This window comes from Acinetobacter sp. 1130196, from assembly GCF_000588095.1.
Classification (GTDB): domain Bacteria; phylum Pseudomonadota; class Gammaproteobacteria; order Pseudomonadales; family Moraxellaceae; genus Acinetobacter; species Acinetobacter nosocomialis.
Genome location: NZ_JFWX01000002.1, coordinates 1 through 21,799, shown reverse-complemented (window position 1 = coordinate 21,799; position 21,799 = coordinate 1). Strand labels below are relative to the sequence as shown.

Sequence of the window (21,799 nt, the reverse complement as noted above, 5' to 3'; positions counted from 1 at the left end):
AACTTATTGCTTGTGTCATCTTTTAAGGGGGCATATTTGACCATAGCCGGCCTATATAAACTACCCTTTTCAACAATTTTCTAGCATGCAGATCATTACTGATCTGAATGAGAATATAAAATGACTTTTAAATACATATATATCACTTTTAAAACATAAGATAAGTAGGATATTTATGTATAAAAATTAAGCGCATTTCTGTATAAAGTTTTGCTCAATAAAACAAATAAATTGCTTTAAATTACTGCCCCATGTTTCAGGAGGCTGAGCAACCAAATAAGTAGTGAAATGTGCAGATTCAGTGTTAATTTCAAAACAACTTAATGAGACTTTATCGGCTACTTTGCTCAGATATGACTTGGGCAACAAAGCAAAACCGACTCCTAATTCTACACAGCTCACAATGCCATCGAGACTACCCATTTCCATAATTTGTGAAGGTGGGACACTATGATCATTTAAAAACAGCTCAATTGCATGCCGATAAGAACAACCTTGTCGAAACGCAATAAAACGAGTCTTTGCGAGGGTGGTAATGTCGGGAAAGTGAGTTTGTTGTTTTGGGCAAACTAAAACCAGTTGTTCTTGCCACACTGGAAAACTATATAACTCTGGAATTACATATTTAGAAGCAACAAACGTACAATCGACTTCTCCTTGTTGCACAGCATTTAACAAATATCGGGTTGAGTGAGTTTGAAGCTCAATTGGTAAATTCGGATATTGCTGCATACATTGATTAAGCAATTGAGGAAGTCGTATTGCTGCTGTCGTTTCCATACTGCCCAAACGAATGGTTTCATTCGGGTCAATATCACCTTCTTGAAAAATTTTTTTCGCTTTATTATGCAGTGCGATCATTTGGACAGCATAACTATGTAGCTGCTGTCCTGCATTAGTTAATGTAACGGGGTTATGGCGATTTAATAAAACCACGCCTAACTCTTCTTCAAGCTTCTTCACATGACTTGTGATGTTCGATTGAACCGTACACATTTTTTGTGCAGCTAGTGAAAAACTTCCACTCTCTGCAACCGCTAAAAAAAACTCTAAAGACTTAAGCAACATACCACTATCTCAAAACAAGATAATTAATATCATATTAAATCATTTCTAATGATAAATAAACTCGCTTTTAATAATAAAAAAATTGAGAGACTTCCTATGTCTACGTTCTATCGAATGAGCCTGCTTGTCTTTTTAGCGACTTGTCTAGGAATTGGTATTTTTAGATTTTCATATACTGCGCTCATGCCTATTATGATTGTGCAATATGGATGGACTCACGACTTTGCAAGCTATTTAGGAAGTGCAAATTTATTGGGCTATCTGGTTGGCGCACTATTGGCACTGTTTAGCATTAAAGAAAAATCTATTCCCGCTTTGATCACAAGTTCAGCTGTCTTAGGCAGTTTAAGCCTGCTCTGCTGTTCGTTTATACACATGCCTATGGCTTGGTTTGTTCTCTGGCGTACTATTTCAGGTGTCGCGGGTGGCCTACTCATGATTTTAGCACCTAGCTTTGCTATGAAAAATATTGCAATTAGCCAAAGACTTAAAGTTAATTTTTTAGGGTTTAGTGGTATTGGCGCAGGCGTGTTATCTGCTACTCTCATTATTCCTGCTCTCAAAAACATGTCTGTTCAATATGTATGGAGCATTTTTGCAATACTCTCTATTATTGGCAGTTTCGTTCTTTTCCGCTTATTAAAATATCAGTCTACTCAGGCCGTACAAGTCACAACGCAAGCTCCTCAAAACTTCAAACACTCACGTTTGGGGCTTGTCATTATTATTGCTTATATGTGCAGTGCTTTTGCTTATATTCCCCACTCTTTGTTCTGGATGGACTACTTATCGGGAACCCTACACTTTCCCTTGCAACAACGAAATTTATTTTGGGTTCTTTATGGGATAGGAAGCTGTATTGGCGCCTTTGTAGCTTATTGTTTAAGCCGCTTTACTGGTTATTTACAAGCCATTAAATGGCTATACGGTGTCTACTGCTTGGCAGTTGCTTTACCATTCTTTTCCCATGCTACTGCTTTACTCGCCTTATCGTCCTTTCTTACAGGTCTACTTACACCAGCCACTGTATTTATTAGCTCTTATAGTCTGCTACAGATTTATGAACAGCGTTATCAAAAAATCTGGAGCCTTGCCACCATTGGGTTTGCCAGCACTCAGCTATTAGGTGGCGTTGTTATTAGTACTTTACACCACTTGCATTGGTCTTATGCCCATCTGTTTTTAATGGGAGGCATTGTTTTGTTATTTGCATTGAGCCTTTTAATTCGTACCCATTCTTCCATACAAAATTCTCTCGGAGAAACCAAACTATGAAAACTTTGTACTTTCCTCTCTTTTTAATTGTCTTTGTACTTATTATTCAGGCTTTAGACCAAAGCTATCAAAAGAAAATCGGGCTACCTAAAACTGCTAAACATCCCGAATTTATGCAATAAAAATTAATGAGTAGATCAGTAGAGCTAACTGCCTAACACCTATGTCTATACGCCTACTCAGTAAGCTCAACTGACAAAAAATGTCATATTATGTCAATGTAGAGTGTTATTTTCTGATCTATATTCGATAAAAATTTATAATTTTTAATACTTAAAATAGAGTAAGACATGAGCAATAACAATTATATTGATGAGCTTTTAAAGCTCTTGGCGATGTTTGCTTTTATCTGTGTTTCATTACTGGCATTTAAATGCCGGACCATTTTTGCACTGGATATCACAACATCCTATGAGGTCTCTGTAAAGATCATTATCTATATTGGCACAGCAGCTATTCTTGGCTTTTTAACACGCGATCATATTGAGTTTACAACACAATTTTTAATTGCTGTTCCATTCGCGTACTTTTGGCTAGAACCAATTCTTGATTATAAAGCCCTCCAAACCATCCCAGATGTTCCGTTTTATCTCTCGGGTCATGGTCAAAGTTTAGGTCTACTAATAGTCATTATATTCTGTTTTGCCTTATGGGTATTTAAAGAGACTAGTTCAAACTCGCGTGAGTCGCAAAATGTCTAAATCAGATTTTTTGAGGCATTTTATAAAGTTAAAAATAGTCAATGTACTATACTTTTTTATAATATATATTTTATTCAAATTAATTTATACCAATTAAAAACTTTAAAAATGTACAATGTATCAAACCCAGCAAATGCGGTTGTTGTCGGCATTATTACAATAATTGCTACAGTTAGCCTTCTTATATGGAAGTTTAATTTTTATATTGGCATAGATATATATACCAGTGGTGAAGTGCTTTTCAAAACGCTGCTATATGCGGCTACGATAGGGCTATTTAGTTACTATTTCCGGTATAGCATTAAAATTAGTAATACAGTGATTTTATCATTACCTCTTTTTTTCTTTTGTATCAGGCCTGTTTTGAACTATAAAATGACGCATAGCATTGGTAATGTACCTCTGTATGCTACTCATCACGGACAAGGTTTAATATTGCTAAGTTTTACAGTATTGGCTTGTTTATTATGGGTATACACTGCCCACTCTTAGCTTTAATTTTTAATAGCATAAAAATGTATAAATACTTATATACAAAAAAACCCTCGTTCGAGGGCCTTTTTATTTAAGTTTAATCTTCCATATGTTGAATTATGGCATCACCAAATTCAGAGCAACGCAATAAGGTTGCGCCCGGCATTAAACGCTCAAAATCGTAAGTCACCGTTTTAGCGGCAATCGCTCCTGAAATACCCTTAATAATTAAGTCAGCCGCTTCCGTCCATCCCATATCACGAAGCATCATTTCAGCAGATAGAATAATTGAGCCCGGGTTTACTTTATCTTGCCCAGCATATTTAGGTGCTGTTCCATGTGTTGCTTCATAAACTGCAATAGCGCCACCAATATTTGCACCGGGAGCAATTCCAATCCCTCCTACTTCTGCTGCTAATGCATCGGAAATATAGTCACCATTTAAATTAAGAGTTGCAATCACTGAGTAGTCCGCAGGACGCATCAAAATTTGCTGTAAGAAAGCATCTGCAATTACATCTTTAATAATAATGTCTTTACCATTTTTAGGGTTCTTAATTTTAACCCAAGGACCACCATCTATGAGTTCACCACCAAAACGATCTAGCGCTAACTCGTATCCCCATTCTTTAAATGCACCTTCGGTATATTTCATAATATTGCCCTTGTGAACAAGAGTCACCGATGGTTTGTCATTATCTATGGCAAACTGGATGGCCTTACGAACTAAACGTTGCGATCCTTCTTTAGAAACGGGTTTAATACCAATACCACATCCTTCAGGAAAACGAATTTTTGTGACGCCCATTTCTTCTTGAAGGAATTTAATTACCTTCTTCGCTTCTTCAGAGTCTGCTTTCCATTCAATACCTGCATAAATATCTTCCGAGTTCTCACGAAAAATCACCATGTCGGTCAGTTCAGGGTGCTGAACAGGTGATGGAACACCTTTAAACCAGCGTACAGGGCGTACACACACGTACAAGTCTAATTCTTGACGTAATGCTACATTGAGTGAGCGAATACCACCACCAACTGGAGTGGTTAAAGGGCCTTTAATTGAAACAACAAACTCACGCAGGGCTTCAAAAGTTTCTTCTGGCATATAGGTGCCATAAATTTTATTGGCCTTTTCGCCGCAATACACTTCCATCCATTCGATAGAGCGTTTGCCACCGTAAGCTTTTAAAATAGCTGCATCGACGACGGTTTTCATTGTCGGTGTAATATCTACACCAATACCATCACCCTCAATAAAAGGAATAATTGGATGATTCGGTACATTCAGTGACAGGTCTGCTTTTACTGTAATTTTATCACCGTCGGCAGGAACAACGATCTTCTGATAACCCATTGTGTAGATTCTCCCTTTTATAATATTTAACTAACCAAAAAAAAATAATTATCGATAAACAATACTTTCAACTTTTATTCACGCATAATAGCTTAATCGAATTTAATCCTTTTTGAGATTTATGTGGGAAATAAGCAAATTTCACACTTAAATATTGCTCAATGTTTTTACCTCTTATTTGAAAGAAGAAGTCATTTTTTATGAAAATCGTCATTCTCAATAAACCTTATGACGTGCTCTCCCAGTTTCGTAAAGACGAAGCGCATATGACGGTGTCTGACTTTATAGATGACCCGACTTTACGCATAGCAGGCCGTCTTGATATGGACTCTGAGGGTTTAGTTTTTTTAACCGATCATGGTGGTTTGAATCAGTTCATTACTAACCCTGCGAATAAAAAATACAAAACGTATTTAGTTCAAGTTGATGGCGATGTTACCGAAGAAGCGCTTGAGCAACTTCGTAAAGGTGTAGAGCTTAATGATGGTATGACTTTACCAGCTAAAGCAATTAAGGTAAGTGAACCTGAATGGTTATGGGACCGTGACCCTCCTGTACGTTACCGTGCCAGTATTCCAACATCTTGGATTGAAATCTCTATTTGTGAAGGTCGTAACCGCCAAGTTCGTCGCATGACCTCTGCGGTAGGTTTCCCGACTTTACGTCTCATTCGTACTAAAATCGGTTCAATTGATTTAGTCCAATTAGGATTACAGCCGGGCGAGACCAAAGAAATCGAACCTCTACTCTACCCAGACTTTAAAGATGTTCCAGCCGAGCAACCTTATCGTTCACGCTCGTATGTGAAAAAACCTGGGGGTACAGGTGGCAAACCAATGGTTCGTAAGAATAAAGATGGTTCTGTTAAAAAGTCTGGTACAAAGCGTATCTGGCAAATGGATGAAAGTGAAAAGCCACGTCGTAAAACTAACGGTACAACTCGTCCAAATACTAAAGCACCTCGTGGTCGTAGCCGTAATGGTCGATAAAAACATTTAATTTTTAAAAGCTCACATAAGTGGGCTTTTTTAATAGCTATTATTTATAAAAATAAAAAAGCCGGCGCATATGCACCGGCTTTTCAGCTATTTACTAACGAATTAGTTATTAAGCTTGAACAGTTGAAAGCGCTGCATTAAATGTAGCACTTGGACGCATTACAGCGCTTACTTTCGCAGGATCAACTGCATAGTAACCACCAATGTCAGCTGCTTTACCTTGTACTTGAGCAAGCTCAGCAACGATCTTCTGTTCGTTTTCAGCTAATGCTTTTGCAAGTGGAACAAATTTAGCTTTCAACTCAGCATCTTCGTCTTGAGCCGCAAGTGCTTCTGCCCAGTAAAGTGATAAGTAGAAATGGCTACCACGGTTATCAAGCTCACCTGTACGGCGTGATGGAGACTTGTCATTGTCGAGTAATTTACCAGTCGCTTCATCAAGTGTTTTCGCAAGTAACTTCGCACGAGCATTATTTTCTTTAATACCCATTTCTTCTAAAGAAACTGCAAGCGCAAGGAACTCACCAAGCGAATCCCAACGTAAGTGGTTTTCTTCAACAAGTTGTTGTACGTGTTTAGGTGCTGAACCACCTGCACCAGTCTCGTACATACCACCACCCGCCATAAGCGGAACGATAGACAACATTTTCGCAGAAGTACCAAGTTCCATAATTGGGAACAAGTCAGTTAAGTAGTCACGTAAAATGTTACCAGTTACAGAAATTGTATCGAGACCACGAACTACACGCTCAAGTGTGTAACGCATTGCACGTACTTGAGACATGATCTGGATATCAAGACCAGTCGTATCGTGATCTTTTAAGTACTTCTGTACTTTCTTGATCAATTCATTTTCGTGTGGACGATATGGGTCAAGCCAGAAGATCGCAGGCATGCCTGAGTTACGTGCACGAGTCACTGCAAGTTTTACCCAGTCACGAATCGGAGCGTCTTTCACCTGACACATACGCCAGATATCACCTTCTTCAACATTTTGAGTCAATAACACTTCACCAGTGTCAAGATCGGTAATGTTTGCGATACCTGCTTCAGGAATTTCAAAAGTCTTATCGTGAGAACCGTATTCTTCAGCTTTTTGAGCCATCAAACCAACGTTTGGCACTGTACCCATAGTCTTCGGATCGAAGTTACCATGCCATTTACAGAAATTGATCATTTCTTGGTAAATACGGGCAAATGTTGATTCTGGCATTACTGCTTTAGCATCGTATTGCTTACCATCAGCACCCCACATTTTACCACCAGCACGGATCATTGCAGGCATAGAAGCATCTACGATAATGTCGTTAGGCGAATGGAAGTTAGTAATACCTTTTGCTGAGTCAACCATCGCAAGTGCAGGACGGTGTTCTTGGCAAGCATGTAAGTCTTCAATGATTTCTTCACGTAATGATGTTGGAAGAGTTTCGATTTTTTCGTATAACCCAGCCATACCGTTATTTACGTTAATGCCTAATTCATCAAACAACTTACCGTGTTTTTCGAAAGCTTCTTTATAGTAAATTTTCACACAGTGACCGAAAACAATCGGGTGTGAAACTTTCATCATTGTCGCTTTAACGTGTAAAGAGAATAAAATTCCTGCTTCTTTACAATCATCAAGTTCTTTTTCATAGAAATCACAAAGTGCTTTCTTGCTCATGAACATTGAGTCAATGATTTCGCCTTCTTGAAGCGCAACTTTTGGCTTAAGAACAATGCTCTTACCACTGTTTGTGATAAGTTCCATTTTTACGTTGCGTGGGCGGTCAAGCGTCATTGACTTTTCACCGTGGTAGAAGTCACCTTCTTCCATGTGTGAAACGTGAGTTTGTGACCATTGTTTCCACTCGCTCATTGAATGAGGGTGTTTCTTAGCGTAATTTTTAACGGCAGCAGGAGCACGACGGTCTGAGTTACCTTCACGAAGGACAGGGTTTACTGCTGAACCTAGGCATTTGCCATAACGAGCTTTGATTGTTTTTTCTTCTTCAGTCGCTGGGTTTTCCGGATAGTCAGGAATTGGATAACCTTTAGATTGAAGTTCTTTAATACATGCTGTCAATTGCGCAACAGAGGCACTAATATTTGGGAGTTTGATAATGTTAGTATCTGGATCTTGTGTAAGACGACCTAGCTCAGCAAGGTTGTCGGATACCTTTTGCTCTTCACTTAGGTAGTCAGCGAATTCTGCGAGCACACGTGCAGCTACAGAGATGTCACTTTTAACAATCTCGATACCTGCTGGCTTAGTAAAGGTCTCAATGATCGGCAGTAGCGAATAAGTCGCCAATAATGGCGCCTCGTCAGTCAGTGTGTAAATGATAGTTGACTTTTCACCAGCCATATATAGCCCCTTCCGTTGAATTGAGTTTTGAGGACCGAGCTTTTGGCCCAGTACCTACGAACCGATATGCTTAAATAAAACCCTGAGAGTATCGGCTCTCATTGGCTTTCAGTCAACGAAATATCCAGTGATAACGACATTTCGCAGCGAAATAATACATAATTTAAATCTATTAATGATAATCTTATACCTAACTTATGGTAATACATGCACGATTACCAACTTTTTAGATATAGGACATTGTTAAATTACATGAGATATCTTTCAGAGTTCTGACAAATATTATACTTTTCATTCAAAATAAACTCAAAGATAACACCTATTTCAATTTTTATAATCTACTAAAAAGTAAAAAACCGATGTACGAAACATCAGTTTTTTATAAATTAATTCACTGTTATTTAGGCTTTTAACCATTTATCAGCTTTGCTTTGATCTTCAACAAAAAGTTCAACTTCAGTTAAGTTGATACTGTCGCCTGTAACCTCAAATGATAACAACTCATCACGGCGGAAAGCCAAGACTGGGTAACTGCCCTTTTGTTTAGCATATTTTTCAATAAGTTTTGTGGTCGCTTTTAATCCATCAATTGCAATAATGACATCATTGGCAGAAATACCAGCTTTTGCACCAGCTCCTTCACGGTGAGCATTTTGTACTAATACGCCCTCTGGCTTATCAGTTAACTTTAAGCCATAAGCCAAGGTCTTATCATTTTTAAGCGTATAGCTTAAGCCAAACTCAGGGAATAACTGATCAAGCGGCAATTCTTCAGTGGTATTAATCAAATGATTAATCTGCTCAACCCAACTATCGCCAGTTAACTCTTCACATAAATCAAAAACAGTACGCTCATTGACCTGAATACCATTTTGCGTGTTTTCATACAAACGACGCATTAAGGCATCTAGACTGGAACCACGTAAACGTAAGCCTAAATCTAGACATAAGGCAACTAATGCGCCTTTGTTGTAATAGCTCGTACCGGCATTATTCGTATTTTCATCTGGACGATAAAACTTAATCCATGCATCAAAACTTGATTCAGCTACTGTTTGAACAAAGCGCCCCGGATTTTGTAAATAACGATCAAGCTGTGACTTCAACAAATCTAGATAAGACTTCTGAGAGATCACACCGCTACGTAATAAAATGAGATCATCATAATATGAAGTAAACCCTTCAAAGATCCACAGTAGCGAGGTATAACCTTCTTGATGCAAATTGTAGTTCGCAAAGTTTTCTGGACGGATAAACTTTACTAACCAAGAATGAAAATACTCGTGGCTACATAAACCTAAGAAACGTTGATAATCTTTCGAAGGTTCAGTTGGTTCATTCGATTTTGGTAAATCATCACGTGGTGTAATCAAACTTGTGCTGTTGCAATGCTCTAAGCCACCATAACTATTCCCTGTAGCCATCGTCATAAAGGTATAGTTTTTAAATGGGGCTGAACCAAACATTTCAATTTCGGCTGCACAAATTTTTTCAATGTCTGTTTTTAAACGTTCTACATTGGCACTGTGCTGTCCAGAAATTGCAAACTCATGTTCAATTCCATGAGCTTCGAAGCTAAAACGTGTTTGCTCCGCAAGTTCAAATGGGCTATCTATGAGTTGATCATAATGATCAGCTTTTAAGGTAAAACGTCCCTTAACTAAGCTTTTTGAAGCTAAACCAGTTGCTAATTGAAAGTGTTTTAATTCATCAGGCAAAAAGATTTCTAATTCACAAGCAGATTGCTCTTGTCCATCTAAACCTAAGCATACACAGGCTGGGTTAATATATAGACGTGTTTGATCTACATAAGCACCACGTACTGATAAATCGTATGCATAGACATCGTATTCAACAGTAATTAACTCATGATCGGTGTTAAATAAACGCCAGCGATTTTTTTCAGTTTTTTTAATATTGAGCATGCGTCCAGCTTCATCGTAAGCTTTTACAGCTTCAATATGCTTAGAAAATTCACGAATTAAATAACTGCCTGGAATCCACGTTGGTAACCATAGTTCCTGATTTGGATTCGCTAAAAAACGAATTGTTACGTGAACAAGGTGCTGTTTGTAATCATCGAACTCTATTTGATAATGCAACATAAATTCTTCAATTTAAAATAAGAACGGTTTCACATTAGATTATCACTTTTTTGTATCGACTTGCGTAGATGTATTTTTTGGCAACAATTCAGACTAGCCTTCTACAAAAAAAAGGCATAGCATGCTGGGCATCTGTGTTCCGTATTTGCCAGTAAACGTCAAGGTCACCTAGTGAAATTCTTCCTATCTCTTTTTACGCTGTTTAGTATTTTCTGTACTACTCTTACCAATGCTGCTCTACTTAATATTGCTCCTGAAAGTGTTGAAGCCGCTGCATGGACAATTGTAGACACTCAATCTGGACAAATCATTGCTGAGCATAATAGTCATGTACAACGTGCACCAGCATCTCTAACCAAAATGATGGTTGCCTACATTGCATTAAAAGAGATTAAGGCTGGAAAATTAAAGCTAGATCAAGTCATTACTGCAACCCCTGTCGTAGGTGTGGTTCAGTGGGACGAATCACAAATGTACCTCAAAGCGGGTGAACAAATTTCAGTTGATCAGCTTTTGGCTGGTTTAATTGTGATGTCAGCAAATGATGCAGCTGTGACTTTGGCAGAAAAAATTTCTGGTGATGTGCCTCATTTCGTACAACGTATGAATCAAGAAGCTCAAGCATTAGGTATGAAAGACACGCATTTTAGTAACCCTGCCGGGATTACAATGCCAGATCATTACACTACAGCTCATGATTTAAGCTTATTAAGTCAGGCAGTAATTCACCAAACACCTGAATATTTACATTATTCAAAAATGCCAAGCTTTAGCTACAATCAACGTTTTCACCATGCGACCAACCTTGCTTTGAAATATGATCCATCTGTAGATGGTTTAAAAACTGGCTATACCAAAGCAGCGGGTTATAACTTGGCTCTCACAGCTTCGCGCCCTTCGTTTTCACCAAACTTACCACAAAGACGTTTACTGGTTATTGTTTTAGGTACACCAAGTGCCGTGAAACGCGCTGAAATTGCCGATAAGTTAATGAATCTTGCGTATGCGTATACACGTGATGAAGTGGTTATTCCAGAGCAAAAACTAATTGCTGAGCTACCTGTGATTAAATCAACTTTAAAAATGTTTAAAGTAGAAACTAAGCAGCCGACCATTGTCACGACTTCTTTATATGCAGAGCCAGCTGCAATCGATTTAAATACGTTTGATTATGCTACACAGCGTATTCAAGTTCTTGATAGTAACAAGAAGCCTAAAACTATTGCTCCACTTGAAACCACTCAAACACGTGTAAACATTGAGTTAAATGAGCAAAAGTTAACTGCACCGTTAATGAAGGCGATGAACTTGGCAACTGTTTCAATTTATCAAAATAATCAGCTGATTCGCAGCTTACAAATTGAAAATGAAGTGCATATTGAAGAAGCGAATATTTTCCAAAGAATCGTGATGTGGTTCTCAAATTTGTTCTCTATTTTTTCATCGAGTAACCAAAGTGCCGCAAAACTTTATCCGGTAGATTCGCACTAAAAACATCAAATTGTGCACAGAGGCACAATAAATTTTATAAATAAAAGATGGCATAATTTAGCCATCTTTTTTTATAGAAAAATAATTAGGTGATAAAAATGGCCGAAAGTTTACATCATATTGTTATTGTCGGTGGTGGTGCGGGTGGTTTAGAACTTGCCACACAACTCGGTGAAACTTTTGGGAAAAGTGGTAAAGCTAAAATTACATTAGTCGACCAAAATTTGACTCATATCTGGAAACCTCTACTTCATGAAATTGCTGCGGGTTCCTTAAACCCTCACGAAGAACAAACCAATTATTTTGCCCATGCAGAAAAACATCATTACGAGTTTGTATTAGGAACACTTGTTGCGATACACAAAGATCAAAAAATAATAGATGTCGTACCACCTCAAGTATCCAAAGAACAAAACACGCATGTTCAACAACTGAATTATGACACGCTTATTTTAGCGCTTGGTTCAGTGTCAAATGACTTTAACACACCTGGGGTACGCGAAAACTGTCATTTCCTCGATAGCCGAAAACAAGCAGATATTTTCCAGCAAGATCTTTTGCATTTATATATCGAAGCACAAAATCAACCAGATCAACGTACATTAAATATTGGAATCATTGGTGCGGGTGCAACTGGTGTTGAACTTGCAGCAGAACTGATTGAAACAACCAAAAACTTTTATCGCTATGGTTTGAAAAAGATCCATCCTAAACAGGTCAAAATCACACTGATTGAAGCATCAGAACGAATTCTGCCTGCTTTAAGTGAAAAAACGGCTGAGCATAGTGCAAAACAGCTCCAAAAAATGGGCATCGAAATTTTAACTCAACACCGCGTTGAAAAAGTTGATAAACACTGCATTTATTTCAGCAACGGTAATCAACTTACAAGTGATATTACGGTATGGGCAGCTGGCGTAAAAGCGCCAAAAGTTCTTGAAAGTTTTACTGATTTCGAACGTGACAATATTAATCGTTTAATGGTCTACGCAACTCTGCAAACTTACTCCGATCCAAATGTATTTGCTTTCGGTGATTGTGCACACTGTCAACTCGACGCAAGAAATCCCCCACTCGGACCACGTGCTCAAGTTGCCAGTCAACAAGCAAGCTTTTTAGTCGATGCAATGGCTGCTCGGCTGAATGGCCGCTCACAGCCAATGTTTACATTTAACGACAAAGGTTCGCTTGTGTCTTTAAGTCGTAATAAAGCCGTTGGAGAATTGCTGGGGGATGTCAGTGTACAAGGATATATTGCTAAAACGATGTACGTATCTTTATATCGTTTACATCAAGCAACAATTCATGGATACACTCAAGCTGGACTACTCACAGTGAAAGATTTACTTACAAGACGAGTACGTCCAAAAATTAAGCTGTATTGAGTTGAATTTTTTAAGTTCATCCCTATATAGATAAAAACGCATTAGAAAAAGTGTTAAAGATTGAGATTTTGTAGTCTACAAAATTTATTTTTCACTTTATGATGTACGCTTTAATTGATTGAATGGATCAAAAACATGACTGCAATTGCAAATAACCACGTGGTTTCATTCCACTATAAATTAACAAACGCTGAGGGTGAAACACTTGATCAATCTCAAGGTGAACCACTTGCCTATTTGCATGGCGCAGGCAATATCATTCCAGGTTTAGAAAATGCATTAACTGGTAAAACTGTTGGTGATAAATTCACTGTAAACGTACCAGCTGCTGAAGGTTATGGCGAATACAACCCAGACCTAGTACAAGAAGTTCCAGCTCAAATGTTCCAAGGTGTTGATAACATTCAACCTGGTATGCAATTCCAAGCTCAAACAGATGACGGCGTTCAAATCGTTACTGTTAAAGCGGTTGAAGGCGACAACGTTGTAGTTGATGCTAACTTCCCACTTGCTGGCCAAGAATTAACTTTTGAAGTTGAAATCGTAGAAATCCGTGAAGCTTCTCAAGAAGAGTTAGATCACGGTCACGTACATGGTGCAGGTGGTCACCACCACTAATTCATCTTTCACAAGATGATAAAAAGCAAAGCTTCGGCTTTGCTTTTTTTATGCGTTTATTTTATATAATATTCAGTAAGTTAATTTATTATTGGACTATGCATGTCAAATGCTTATCAATTGATTTGGTTCCGACAAGATTTACGAATACATGATCATGCAGCTTTATGGCATGCCTGTCAGCAAGGGCCTTCAATTGGATTAGTCATCTTATCGCCAGAGCAATGGAAACAACACGACGATGCTCCAATAAAAATTAGTTTTTATTTACGGCAGCTCAAAGAGCTTCAAAAAGAATTAGCATCACTTCATATTCCACTTGTTATCCAAGTCATTCCTTATTGGGAAGATACTGCTAAGTTTATTTCTGATTTCAGCAAGAAATATAATATTGAAAATGTCTATGCCAATATTGAAATGGGTGCAAATGAATTAAAAAGAGATAAAACAGTACAAGATTCTTTAAATAAGGAAAGCAAAGAGCTTTTTTTATTTCATGATCGTACAATTTTCCCTTTACGTTCCATTCGCAATCAATCACAACAACCCTATCAGGTTTTTAGTGCATTCAAAAAAGCATGTTATGCAAAACTAAATACCAGCGGTTTACCTCAATGCTTCCCTTTACCACATAAGCAAAATGAAATTTCATTAGAGTTTTTAGATGAAAAAAGTGTGGACTTGGCAGAAATTGAAAAACTATTTTGTTCATCTATTTCTAAAGAACAGCAAGATTTATGGCCTGTTGGCGAGTCATATGCATTAGAACAACTAGACCAATTTGTCGAAGATTCTGTATCCCATTATAAAGTTGAGCGAGATTTTCCTCATGTGCATGGCACAAGCAAACTTTCTCCTTATTTAAATATTGGAATCTTATCTGTAAGGCAGTGTTTACAAGCACTCTTTCGTAATCAACACGGCAACTTTCACTTAGACAATGAAGGTCAACAAACATGGCTAGATGAACTTATTTGGCGAGAGTTCTACCAGCACATCTTATTTGATTTTCCGTATGTTTCTAAGCATCTTCCATTTAAGAAAGGTACTCAGAAAATTAAATGGAACCATAATCCAGAGCAGCTAAAAGCTTGGCAAACTGGACAAACTGGTATTCCTATTGTGGATGCCGGGATGCGTCAACTTTTACAAACAGGTTGGATGCATAATCGAGTACGTATGATTACAGCCATGTTTTTATGCAAAAACTTATTGATTGACTGGCGTATTGGTGAACAGTGGTTTATGCAACATTTAATTGATGGAGATTTGGCAGCAAATAATGGGGGATGGCAATGGTGTGCCTCAACAGGAACAGATGCTGTGCCTTATTTTAGAATTTTTAACCCGATTTCCCAATCACAAAAGTTTGATCCTAATGGGGACTATATTCGTAAATGGGTGAAAGAACTGGCTCATCTGGACAATAAATCCATTCATGACCCCTACTCAAGCAAAATCAATTTGAGTTTAAATTATCCAAAACCAATTGTAGATTTAAAAGAAACACGATTAAAAGCAATTGAAACTTTCAAGCATATTTAGATAAGAATTACGTCTTATCTGTTTATTTTTGATTAAAAAATAAAGACGGGATTTGACTATAAAGGGACTTTCATCTACAAATAAACATAGCAGATACTTAAAAAGGACAGAAACAACAACAACTTCGCAAATGGACACCTTTCATTATAAAAGTATAAAAAAATTAACATTACAAAAAAGGTAGCATAGCTCGCATGCAACAAAAGAACCCAGGTAGAACACTCGTCTTATGGATTATCGCAGCACATCTATTTATGGGAATGGTTGCATATGAGTGGTTGCCTGTTAGTTTTAGAGGAAGCTGGATCTTTATTCTTCTTCTTTTAATTTCGGGTGCTTTTTTAGAAGTTGGCTTGTCTTTAATTGTTGGTTTACTCGCATTTATTGGAGTTGCTGTATATTTTCTACTCGACTTAGGTGCACAAACTCATATTGAGCGGCAGCTTCTCTTACTGTTTATTATTCCTCTTATTCCGCTGTTTTTAAGTGCTGTACGCCACAATATTGAAATTAATGTTCAAAAATATCGAGATATTCAAAGCTATGATCGAAATTATCGCCGCGATATTTTCCCGATCAGCGCTTTGAAATATTTCCAGCGTAGCTTTTTTAAGCTTCTTGATCACCATAATGTACAAGACTATGAAGTCTTTTCAATCAAGATTCTTAATCGTAGTCTCATTAAAGAAATGCTAGGTGATGATGTCTGGAAAACTACTCAAAACGAAATGATCAAAATTTTGAGTCAACATCAGCCCAATGAAATTGTTTTTCAGTTTGCAGATGATGATCTCGAAAATATATACAGTATTATGATTCGTCAGCAAAAAACTGAACAAGAACCTGAATTTATTAAAAAATTAAGAGAAATTATGACGTTGCGTCTTGAGGTGGAATATAAAATTATTCCAATTCCACCTGAGGAGATGAATTAATGTCTAATCTTCTTAACATTTGTGGAATTGTGATTGCATCTAGCCAATATCCAGATGCCACTCTACAGCAGTTCTATCGGCAATATTATCATTGTGAAATTAAAGCAGAACAAATAAAAACTGAAGTACAAAGTTCTAACGATCTTTCCATGTTTTTTCCTTATCAAGATACATGGTGGCCTGTCTTCACCCTTGATCAGATTAGTTCCGAAAGCTTTCAAAAGTTTGTTCACAACGGAATTCGCCCCGGCATTATCTTGCCAGACGAAGTATTCGGTTTCCCCCACTATTTTTTATTAAAAGAAGCCGTGAGCCAAGGTGCTATCCCCATCGTGCTTTTTAAAACTGAACAACCTCAGTATTTTGCCGCAAAGGCTACTTTTTCAACTGCTATTGGTTTAAGGCCAATGGCTGCTTTCGTAAGTACAGGATGGGATGAAAATTTAATTTCACAGCCAGCTGGAAGTTATATTGTCCAGTTAAATTCTTCAGCCGTCCCTTTACCATCTAGAGAAATCCGACAAGGTCAGCATTTATTTTATTCGGCCAAAGACTTTAATGGCCATGTATCAGGTTATGAAATTATTATTAATCCTCCTGCCGACTTACCCCTATCTAATATTCGTTATCCTCAACTCGGTATTTCGTGGAAATTTAATAATATTGATTATGCCAGTACTTCTGAACATGTGAATACGAGTCTTATAGGTTATATATTTATTGGTTTAAGTGTTGTTGTAGTTCCTCTTGATCTGATTTTAACAACAACTTATCCAGATCTTCTTGGTACATTTGGTAGCTATATTTCATGGATCTCCTTAGTAGTGGGATTAATTCTATTATTAGTACTCATCTCTTCTATTATTAGGAGGGTCCGTAAAAATGGCTCCAATTGATATCCTGTTTTTATTTGGCTTTTTAGGTATTTGGATTCCACAAGCATTTTGGGCATGGTTAAGTTATCAAGCGTGGAAGTATTCTAAAACAGCTGAAAAAGAGCTACAAAACTTACCAATACCAGAAAGATGGCCCATCTTAAGTGTTTTGATCCCTGCTTATAATGAAGGCGTGGTGATTGAAGACACTTTGCATGCCATTGCTCAACAGGATTATCCAGCAGAGTCTTATGAAGTCTTACTGATCAATGATGGCTCCAAAGATAACACCCTTGAAATCGCAGAAAACCTCGCAAAAATTTATCCATGCATAAAAATTGTTAACGTTCCCAAGGGAATGGGCGGTAAAGGTAAATCCCGAACCCTCAATAATGGCCTTCCCCATGCCAAAGGTGAGCTAATTGTTGTCTATGATGCCGATAGTACTCCTGAACCCGATTGCGTTCGTTTACTTGCTCAAACTTTATTGGCAGACAAAAAGTTAGTTGCTGTAAATGGCAAAGTAAGAACCCGTAACTGGCAAGATAGTATTTTGACTCGTTTTATTGCGATTGAATTCATCTTTTTCCAATGGATCTTCCAAGGTGGGCGTTGGCAACGTTTTGAGTTATCAACATTAATGGGAACCAACTACGTCATTTGGCGCGATGCACTAGAGACTTTAGGCGGTTTTGATGAAAAATCGTTAGTTGATGATACAGAAATGAGTTTCCGAATTTTTATTGGACAAAAACGAATTAAATGGGTTCCCTATGCTATTGGTTGGCAACAAGATCCCCCATCGTTAAGTGTATTTGTTAAACAGCGCTCGCGTTGGACACAAGGTAACTTTTATGTGACACGTAAATATTTACCTGTAGCACTTAGAACACCTTTCCCAATCGGGATTGAAATTCTGAATAACATTATGTGCTATATCCTTTTCGTACCAGCTCTATTCTGGAGTCATATTACTTTAACGCTTGGGTTACTTGATATCGCAGGTATTTCCGTTCCGGGACCATTTACACTTTTGTGGGGTCTTTCATTTTGTCTCTATGTGGCACAAATGTGGTTTACACTTTCCTTAGAAAAAGTTAAACCGGAACTCTATTTTTATTCTGTCTTATCTTACGTCAGTTACTCACAAATCTTCTTATTTATTGTCTTTAAAGCCGCATTTGACATGCTAAAAAATAAAATACAGGGCAACTCCCTTCAATGGTACAAAACAGAACGTAGCAAGGAGAAAAAATAAATGAAAAAGACTTTCGATCTTTACCAGACAGCTCAAGTGCTCCTTGCCAGCACCAGTTTTTTACTTGCCATATCTGCTCATGCATATACATGGAAACTTGATGATATAAGTACCTCGACCAAATATACGGTCGAGCCTCATTTTTTCTATGTTGGAAAAGGAGCTGAATGGCAGAATATTCAGTTCTCTAGTGACTATTCAACTGAAAATGACACAACATTACTGGTGAAATATGATGATAAACTGATCTATAACACGACCTTAAATGGTGATGGCCAGTTTAAATTCAATATTCCTGCCAGTCCAAGTGGCTTTCATCGTTTAGATTTTATTATTCAACAATATGCTAAACCAACGACTCTCAACCAGACAAAAGAGACTTTCTGTACCGAAGATATCGACCATTTAACCTATTTGAGTAATTCTCAACTCGACTTTACTCCTGTTCGAAATATATACCGTTTAAAAGATTTACCAGATGCTCTATTTAACCCCCAAGCTAGACGTCCTACCCCATTTGTTGGAATTTTAAAATATAACCGTAAGGAAATTACCGAAGCATCCATGCTAGCTCGTTTGGCAAGTTCTTGGAGCTCAGTAACTCCTATTGAATGGGTTGATTCAGGTCAAACGAACCTGAATCCTGAAACAAACTTTATTATTGAAGTGATCAAATCCACGGCTCCACTTAAAAATGGAGCGTTTGTACAAATTTCAAAACCTGCAGATGGGGTACCTACTCTCTCTATCACTTACCATACCGCCCAAGAGCTTACTGCTGCGATTAATGGTCTAATTAATCCGGTATACGTACAGCAGCTTAATACAGGTAGTGCTATTTTTCCCACTACAATTTCACCACCAGCATGGGCTCAATTTAGAAAAATTGATACGCTTGCAGATTTAGGTATTGATGACTTCAGACTCAACCATGCTGAAAAGAACCTATTCCTTGATTTTCCGGCAGTATGGCAGCCTACTGATATTTTACAGGGACAAATTGCACTTCGTATTCAAAGTGGTTTATTACAAGGCTCTAGTATTACAGCATGGCTTGATGGTGGCCTTGCCGGTAGTATGAAAACAGCAGATCTTGCTTCTGACCCAGTAAACCGACAGTTCAACATCTTTGCTAAGGAAATTTCAAATACAACAAACTTTAGCTTAAAACTGGAAAACTCAGTTATTGCAAATTCTCAATGTTTACCAAATGCTCATGGTTCACTTTGGGTAGATACCGCCAAATCAACGGTAAAACTTCCACATAAACTCAAAAATGGTGTGGCAGCGCTTTCAATGACATTAGCAACCAAACCAACAATTGCAATTGATGACCAATCAGGGGCATTAAATATTGCCATCATTTTGGGACAAGTCGCTAAAAATATGCTGCTTACACAGGCACCAATGCCTCTCAATCTGGTACGTTTCTCACCAAACGCCCCTCAAGCGGTCAATGTGAGAGTAAATAAAGAGATTTATCAGCAACAAATCTTAATGCATCAAAATATTATTTATGCGCCTGCGGCAGCCAACGGTTTTATTGTGAGTTATAACAATAACCGCTTTGATGTGATTACCGATTCTGAAACTGGTGCACTCACCTTTATGCATTTATGGGGAAAAATACAGCATAAAATTCCAAATAATGTGACCAAAATGCTGGTTTCAGAAAACGGCAATATTTATGTTCTCCAAAAATTAATTGTAGGTAATCAAAAAGCGCCATTAGTTCAGCAGTCTTCATTCTTTTTATTAGTTGTGATTATCTCTGCAATTATGATAATAGTGATCTTCTTGTGGTATTGGTTACGACGAAATAATGAGAAAACAGATACCAATTAAAATAACTGCTTTTATTATTTTAATTATATGTAGCGTAGTGGCTTATGCGGGGTTGTTCAAAAATCATGGACAACCTCCCATTATTGAAGGTATTTTCTGGCAACCTGACAATAATACTACTCCCCCTAAAGGAAATTGGCATTACTTAGGTGTGAACACCTTTGTTCCTCAATGGTCAGTCGTTGAATCTAAATCGTGGTGGAAAAACTCCAATCTTCCTCAATGGGAAAATGCCATTGATATACAGAAAATTAAACAACAACCGTGGGCTAAAAATCTTATTTTAGGTTTAGCAGGTGAATATAATGAACATGAAGCACGTGCAAATGTCGTTGCTTTAGGAGAAAAATCTGCACAAATTATTCAAGAACAAAATGATGCATCGTTAAAAGGATACTACTTTCCAGTAGAAGCCGATCCCACATGGCTAAGAGTAAGTACATTAGGTCATGTTTTAGAAAAGCTACCCTCACCTGTTTGGGTTAGTGTTTATAGCGGTGAAACTGAACCCGAAAATTATGATCTCTGGGTTAAAAGTTGGTTACCACAACAAGCGGGCATCTTTTTTCAAGACGGCGTAGGTGTGGGAGTAAGAACTCCCGAACAAGCTAGACGTATTCTAGACCAACTTGAACAAACACTTGGAAAAGATAAAACGGTGATTGTGCTAGAAGCCTTTCGCACCAAGAAAAATGGACAATTCCGGGCAGCCTATCCTTGGGAAATTATTTCTCAAATTAAAGCCTATGAAGGTAAAACTATTTACATTTTTGATGGTCCCCACTATATGGGACGCTGGTCAGTTTATATTGTCGGTTTATGGTATCGGCTCCCTTTCGGCAGGACATCTACTGCCCTAAAACAAACAAAACTTTCGAAAAAATGATCTCTATTCATAAGTTTTAGCAATTTCATCTAATATTCGCTGAGCAGCACGTCCATCGCCAAACGGATTTTCAACATTTGCCATTTTTTGATAATGCTCTGAATCTGTTAAAAGTTTCTCAGCTTCTTCAATAATTTTTTGCTGATTTGTTCCAACGAGTACTCCTGCCCCCACCTCAACCACTTCTGGACGTTCAGTCGTGTCTCGTAAAATTAACACTGGCTTATTAAATGATGGGCTTTCCTCTTGTAAACCACCAGAGTCCGTTAAAATAAAGGTCGAACGGTCTATAACAGGGCGAATTCAAACATGAGGTGCGACAGTTTCAAAAGCCATATGATAATCAACAAGCTGAGCAAATTTCTCTAATGGTGTAAGCCAATCTAACGCCTTTCTAGGACGAGTATTCAGTGACATGGCAACTTGATTTAAATAATGCTGATCTGCCTGATTTAAATCAATCCCTTTAGGTAAATATTGCCTAATTAAACCATTCATATTTTCGCATGTGCCTTTTTGCCAAGGTGAATGTGGGTCACAGAAATATACATCTATGCCTAAATCTTCTTCGAGTATTTTATGTTCTGACATCTCGCGTCCACGGTCATAGGTCAACGTTTTACGCAGTTCTGCAGGTAA

At 37.8% G+C, this 21,799-nt stretch carries 19 protein-coding genes and 1 pseudogene; 14 read left to right on the top strand and 6 right to left on the bottom strand.

All coding sequences use genetic code 11. The features are described from left to right. Positions 1–186: 186 nt before the first annotated feature. Positions 187–1,068: a LysR family transcriptional regulator gene (locus J671_RS06785; RefSeq protein ID WP_031981756.1), complete on the bottom strand. Its 882-nt coding sequence runs from the start codon at positions 1,066–1,068 to the stop codon at positions 187–189. 96 nt (positions 1,069–1,164) lie between these two features. Between J671_RS06785 and J671_RS06780 the strand changes: the two genes are divergently transcribed. The 4 genes from J671_RS06780 to J671_RS24920 all read left to right on the top strand — a co-directional run bounded on the left by J671_RS06780 (position 1,165) and on the right by J671_RS24920 (position 3,536). Continuing rightward, the gene (locus tag J671_RS06780; protein ID WP_031225122.1) at positions 1,165–2,343 is read left to right on the top strand and encodes a YbfB/YjiJ family MFS transporter; all 1,179 of its coding nucleotides are present in this window, start codon (positions 1,165–1,167) and stop codon (positions 2,341–2,343) included. Continuing rightward, positions 2,340–2,465 (top strand): hypothetical protein, encoded by a 126-nt coding sequence (locus tag J671_RS24925; RefSeq protein ID WP_004885924.1) that lies wholly within the window; start codon positions 2,340–2,342, stop codon positions 2,463–2,465. Before J671_RS06780 ends, J671_RS24925 begins: the two co-directional genes overlap by 4 nt. 168 nt (positions 2,466–2,633) lie before the next feature. Continuing rightward, on the top strand, positions 2,634–3,044 hold the full coding sequence (locus tag J671_RS0104210; protein ID WP_005123164.1) for a hypothetical protein: 411 nt from the start codon (positions 2,634–2,636) through the stop codon (positions 3,042–3,044). Next, positions 3,045–3,536, top strand: coding sequence for a hypothetical protein (locus J671_RS24920; RefSeq protein ID WP_079270480.1), 492 nt, complete (start codon positions 3,045–3,047; stop codon positions 3,534–3,536). It abuts the gene before it with no gap. A 79-nt stretch (positions 3,537–3,615) separates the two neighbouring features. Here J671_RS24920 and icd read toward each other — a convergent pair whose 3' ends face one another. Beyond that, a complete protein-coding gene (icd, locus tag J671_RS06775; RefSeq protein WP_031981754.1) occupies positions 3,616–4,872 on the bottom strand; it encodes an NADP-dependent isocitrate dehydrogenase in 1,257 nt (418 codons plus the stop codon). 200 nt (positions 4,873–5,072) lie between these two features. Between icd and J671_RS06770 the strand changes: the two genes are divergently transcribed. Then, the gene (locus J671_RS06770; protein WP_004707608.1) at positions 5,073–5,861 is read left to right on the top strand and encodes an rRNA large subunit pseudouridine synthase E; all 789 of its coding nucleotides are present in this window, start codon (positions 5,073–5,075) and stop codon (positions 5,859–5,861) included. A gap of 118 nt (positions 5,862–5,979) precedes the next feature. Here J671_RS06770 and J671_RS06765 read toward each other — a convergent pair whose 3' ends face one another. Next, positions 5,980–8,217 carry an NADP-dependent isocitrate dehydrogenase gene (locus J671_RS06765; RefSeq protein WP_031981752.1) on the bottom strand — a complete coding sequence of 746 codons (2,238 nt, stop codon included), beginning with the start codon at positions 8,215–8,217 and terminating at the stop codon, positions 5,980–5,982. A gap of 401 nt (positions 8,218–8,618) precedes the next feature. Further along, entirely contained in the window at positions 8,619–10,322 is a 1,704-nt protein-coding gene (locus J671_RS06760) for a M61 family metallopeptidase (RefSeq protein ID WP_031981750.1), read from the bottom strand. A 171-nt stretch (positions 10,323–10,493) separates the two neighbouring features. Here J671_RS06760 and J671_RS06755 point away from each other — a divergent pair, with 171 nt between their 5' ends. The 9 genes from J671_RS06755 (at position 10,494) to J671_RS06715 (ending at position 21,160) form a co-directional block, all read left to right on the top strand. Next, positions 10,494–11,813: a D-alanyl-D-alanine carboxypeptidase PBP6B gene (locus J671_RS06755; RefSeq protein ID WP_031981749.1), complete on the top strand. Its 1,320-nt coding sequence runs from the start codon at positions 10,494–10,496 to the stop codon at positions 11,811–11,813. A 98-nt stretch (positions 11,814–11,911) separates the two neighbouring features. Next, a complete protein-coding gene (locus tag J671_RS06750) occupies positions 11,912–13,198 on the top strand; it encodes an NAD(P)/FAD-dependent oxidoreductase (RefSeq protein WP_002052684.1) in 1,287 nt (428 codons plus the stop codon). Positions 13,199–13,333: 135 nt separating this feature from the next. Beyond that, a complete protein-coding gene (gene slyD, locus J671_RS06745) occupies positions 13,334–13,816 on the top strand; it encodes a peptidylprolyl isomerase (RefSeq protein ID WP_031981748.1) in 483 nt (160 codons plus the stop codon). 102 nt (positions 13,817–13,918) lie between these two features. Continuing rightward, positions 13,919–15,361: a deoxyribodipyrimidine photo-lyase gene (gene phrB, locus J671_RS06740; RefSeq protein WP_031981746.1), complete on the top strand. Its 1,443-nt coding sequence runs from the start codon at positions 13,919–13,921 to the stop codon at positions 15,359–15,361. A gap of 194 nt (positions 15,362–15,555) precedes the next feature. After that, positions 15,556–16,296: a hypothetical protein gene (locus tag J671_RS06735; protein ID WP_002052464.1), complete on the top strand. Its 741-nt coding sequence runs from the start codon at positions 15,556–15,558 to the stop codon at positions 16,294–16,296. Next, positions 16,296–17,192 carry a hypothetical protein gene (locus J671_RS06730; RefSeq protein WP_031981744.1) on the top strand — a complete coding sequence of 299 codons (897 nt, stop codon included), beginning with the start codon at positions 16,296–16,298 and terminating at the stop codon, positions 17,190–17,192. Before J671_RS06735 ends, J671_RS06730 begins: the two co-directional genes overlap by 1 nt. Then, positions 17,179–18,429, top strand: a complete 1,251-nt coding sequence (locus J671_RS06725; RefSeq protein WP_000035254.1) for a glycosyltransferase family 2 protein — start codon at positions 17,179–17,181, stop codon at positions 18,427–18,429. Before J671_RS06730 ends, J671_RS06725 begins: the two co-directional genes overlap by 14 nt. Then, entirely contained in the window at positions 18,430–20,274 is a 1,845-nt protein-coding gene (locus J671_RS06720; protein WP_031981743.1) for a hypothetical protein, read from the top strand. After that, positions 20,252–21,160: a hypothetical protein gene (locus tag J671_RS06715; RefSeq protein WP_031981742.1), complete on the top strand. Its 909-nt coding sequence runs from the start codon at positions 20,252–20,254 to the stop codon at positions 21,158–21,160. The genes J671_RS06720 and J671_RS06715 overlap by 23 nt, the downstream gene beginning before the upstream one ends. Before the next feature lie 3 nt (positions 21,161–21,163). On the opposite strand, the pseudogene J671_RS06710 reads toward J671_RS06715, so the two are convergent. Continuing rightward, a pseudogene (locus J671_RS06710) lies at positions 21,164–21,454 on the bottom strand (UDP-N-acetylglucosamine 2-epimerase); the annotation flags it as partial. 9 nt (positions 21,455–21,463) lie between these two features. Beyond that, on the bottom strand, positions 21,464–21,799 hold a 336-nt coding region (locus J671_RS24915; protein WP_031970445.1), incomplete at its 5' end, for an IS30 family transposase.

Excerpts from the sequence above, each read along its gene's own strand:
- J671_RS06785 (WP_031981756.1), bottom strand. The coding sequence starts at position 1,068 with ATGTTGCTTAAGTCTTTAGAGTTTTTTTTAGCGGTTGCAGAGAGTGGA.
- J671_RS06770 (WP_004707608.1), top strand. The coding sequence starts at position 5,073 with ATGAAAATCGTCATTCTCAATAAACCTTATGACGTGCTCTCCCAGTTT.
- J671_RS06730 (WP_031981744.1), top strand. The coding sequence starts at position 16,296 with ATGTCTAATCTTCTTAACATTTGTGGAATTGTGATTGCATCTAGCCAA.
- J671_RS24925 (WP_004885924.1), top strand. The coding sequence starts at position 2,340 with ATGAAAACTTTGTACTTTCCTCTCTTTTTAATTGTCTTTGTACTTATT.
- phrB (WP_031981746.1), top strand. The coding sequence starts at position 13,919 with ATGTCAAATGCTTATCAATTGATTTGGTTCCGACAAGATTTACGAATA.
- J671_RS06715 (WP_031981742.1), top strand. The coding sequence starts at position 20,252 with ATGAGAAAACAGATACCAATTAAAATAACTGCTTTTATTATTTTAATT.
- J671_RS06780 (WP_031225122.1), top strand. The coding sequence starts at position 1,165 with ATGTCTACGTTCTATCGAATGAGCCTGCTTGTCTTTTTAGCGACTTGT.
- J671_RS06720 (WP_031981743.1), top strand. The coding sequence starts at position 18,430 with ATGAAAAAGACTTTCGATCTTTACCAGACAGCTCAAGTGCTCCTTGCC.
- J671_RS06735 (WP_002052464.1), top strand. The coding sequence starts at position 15,556 with ATGCAACAAAAGAACCCAGGTAGAACACTCGTCTTATGGATTATCGCA.
- icd (WP_031981754.1), bottom strand. The coding sequence starts at position 4,872 with ATGGGTTATCAGAAGATCGTTGTTCCTGCCGACGGTGATAAAATTACA.
- J671_RS06725 (WP_000035254.1), top strand. The coding sequence starts at position 17,179 with ATGGCTCCAATTGATATCCTGTTTTTATTTGGCTTTTTAGGTATTTGG.
- J671_RS06760 (WP_031981750.1), bottom strand. The coding sequence starts at position 10,322 with ATGTTGCATTATCAAATAGAGTTCGATGATTACAAACAGCACCTTGTT.
- J671_RS06750 (WP_002052684.1), top strand. The coding sequence starts at position 11,912 with ATGGCCGAAAGTTTACATCATATTGTTATTGTCGGTGGTGGTGCGGGT.
- J671_RS0104210 (WP_005123164.1), top strand. The coding sequence starts at position 2,634 with ATGAGCAATAACAATTATATTGATGAGCTTTTAAAGCTCTTGGCGATG.
- slyD (WP_031981748.1), top strand. The coding sequence starts at position 13,334 with ATGACTGCAATTGCAAATAACCACGTGGTTTCATTCCACTATAAATTA.
- J671_RS06765 (WP_031981752.1), bottom strand. The coding sequence starts at position 8,217 with ATGGCTGGTGAAAAGTCAACTATCATTTACACACTGACTGACGAGGCG.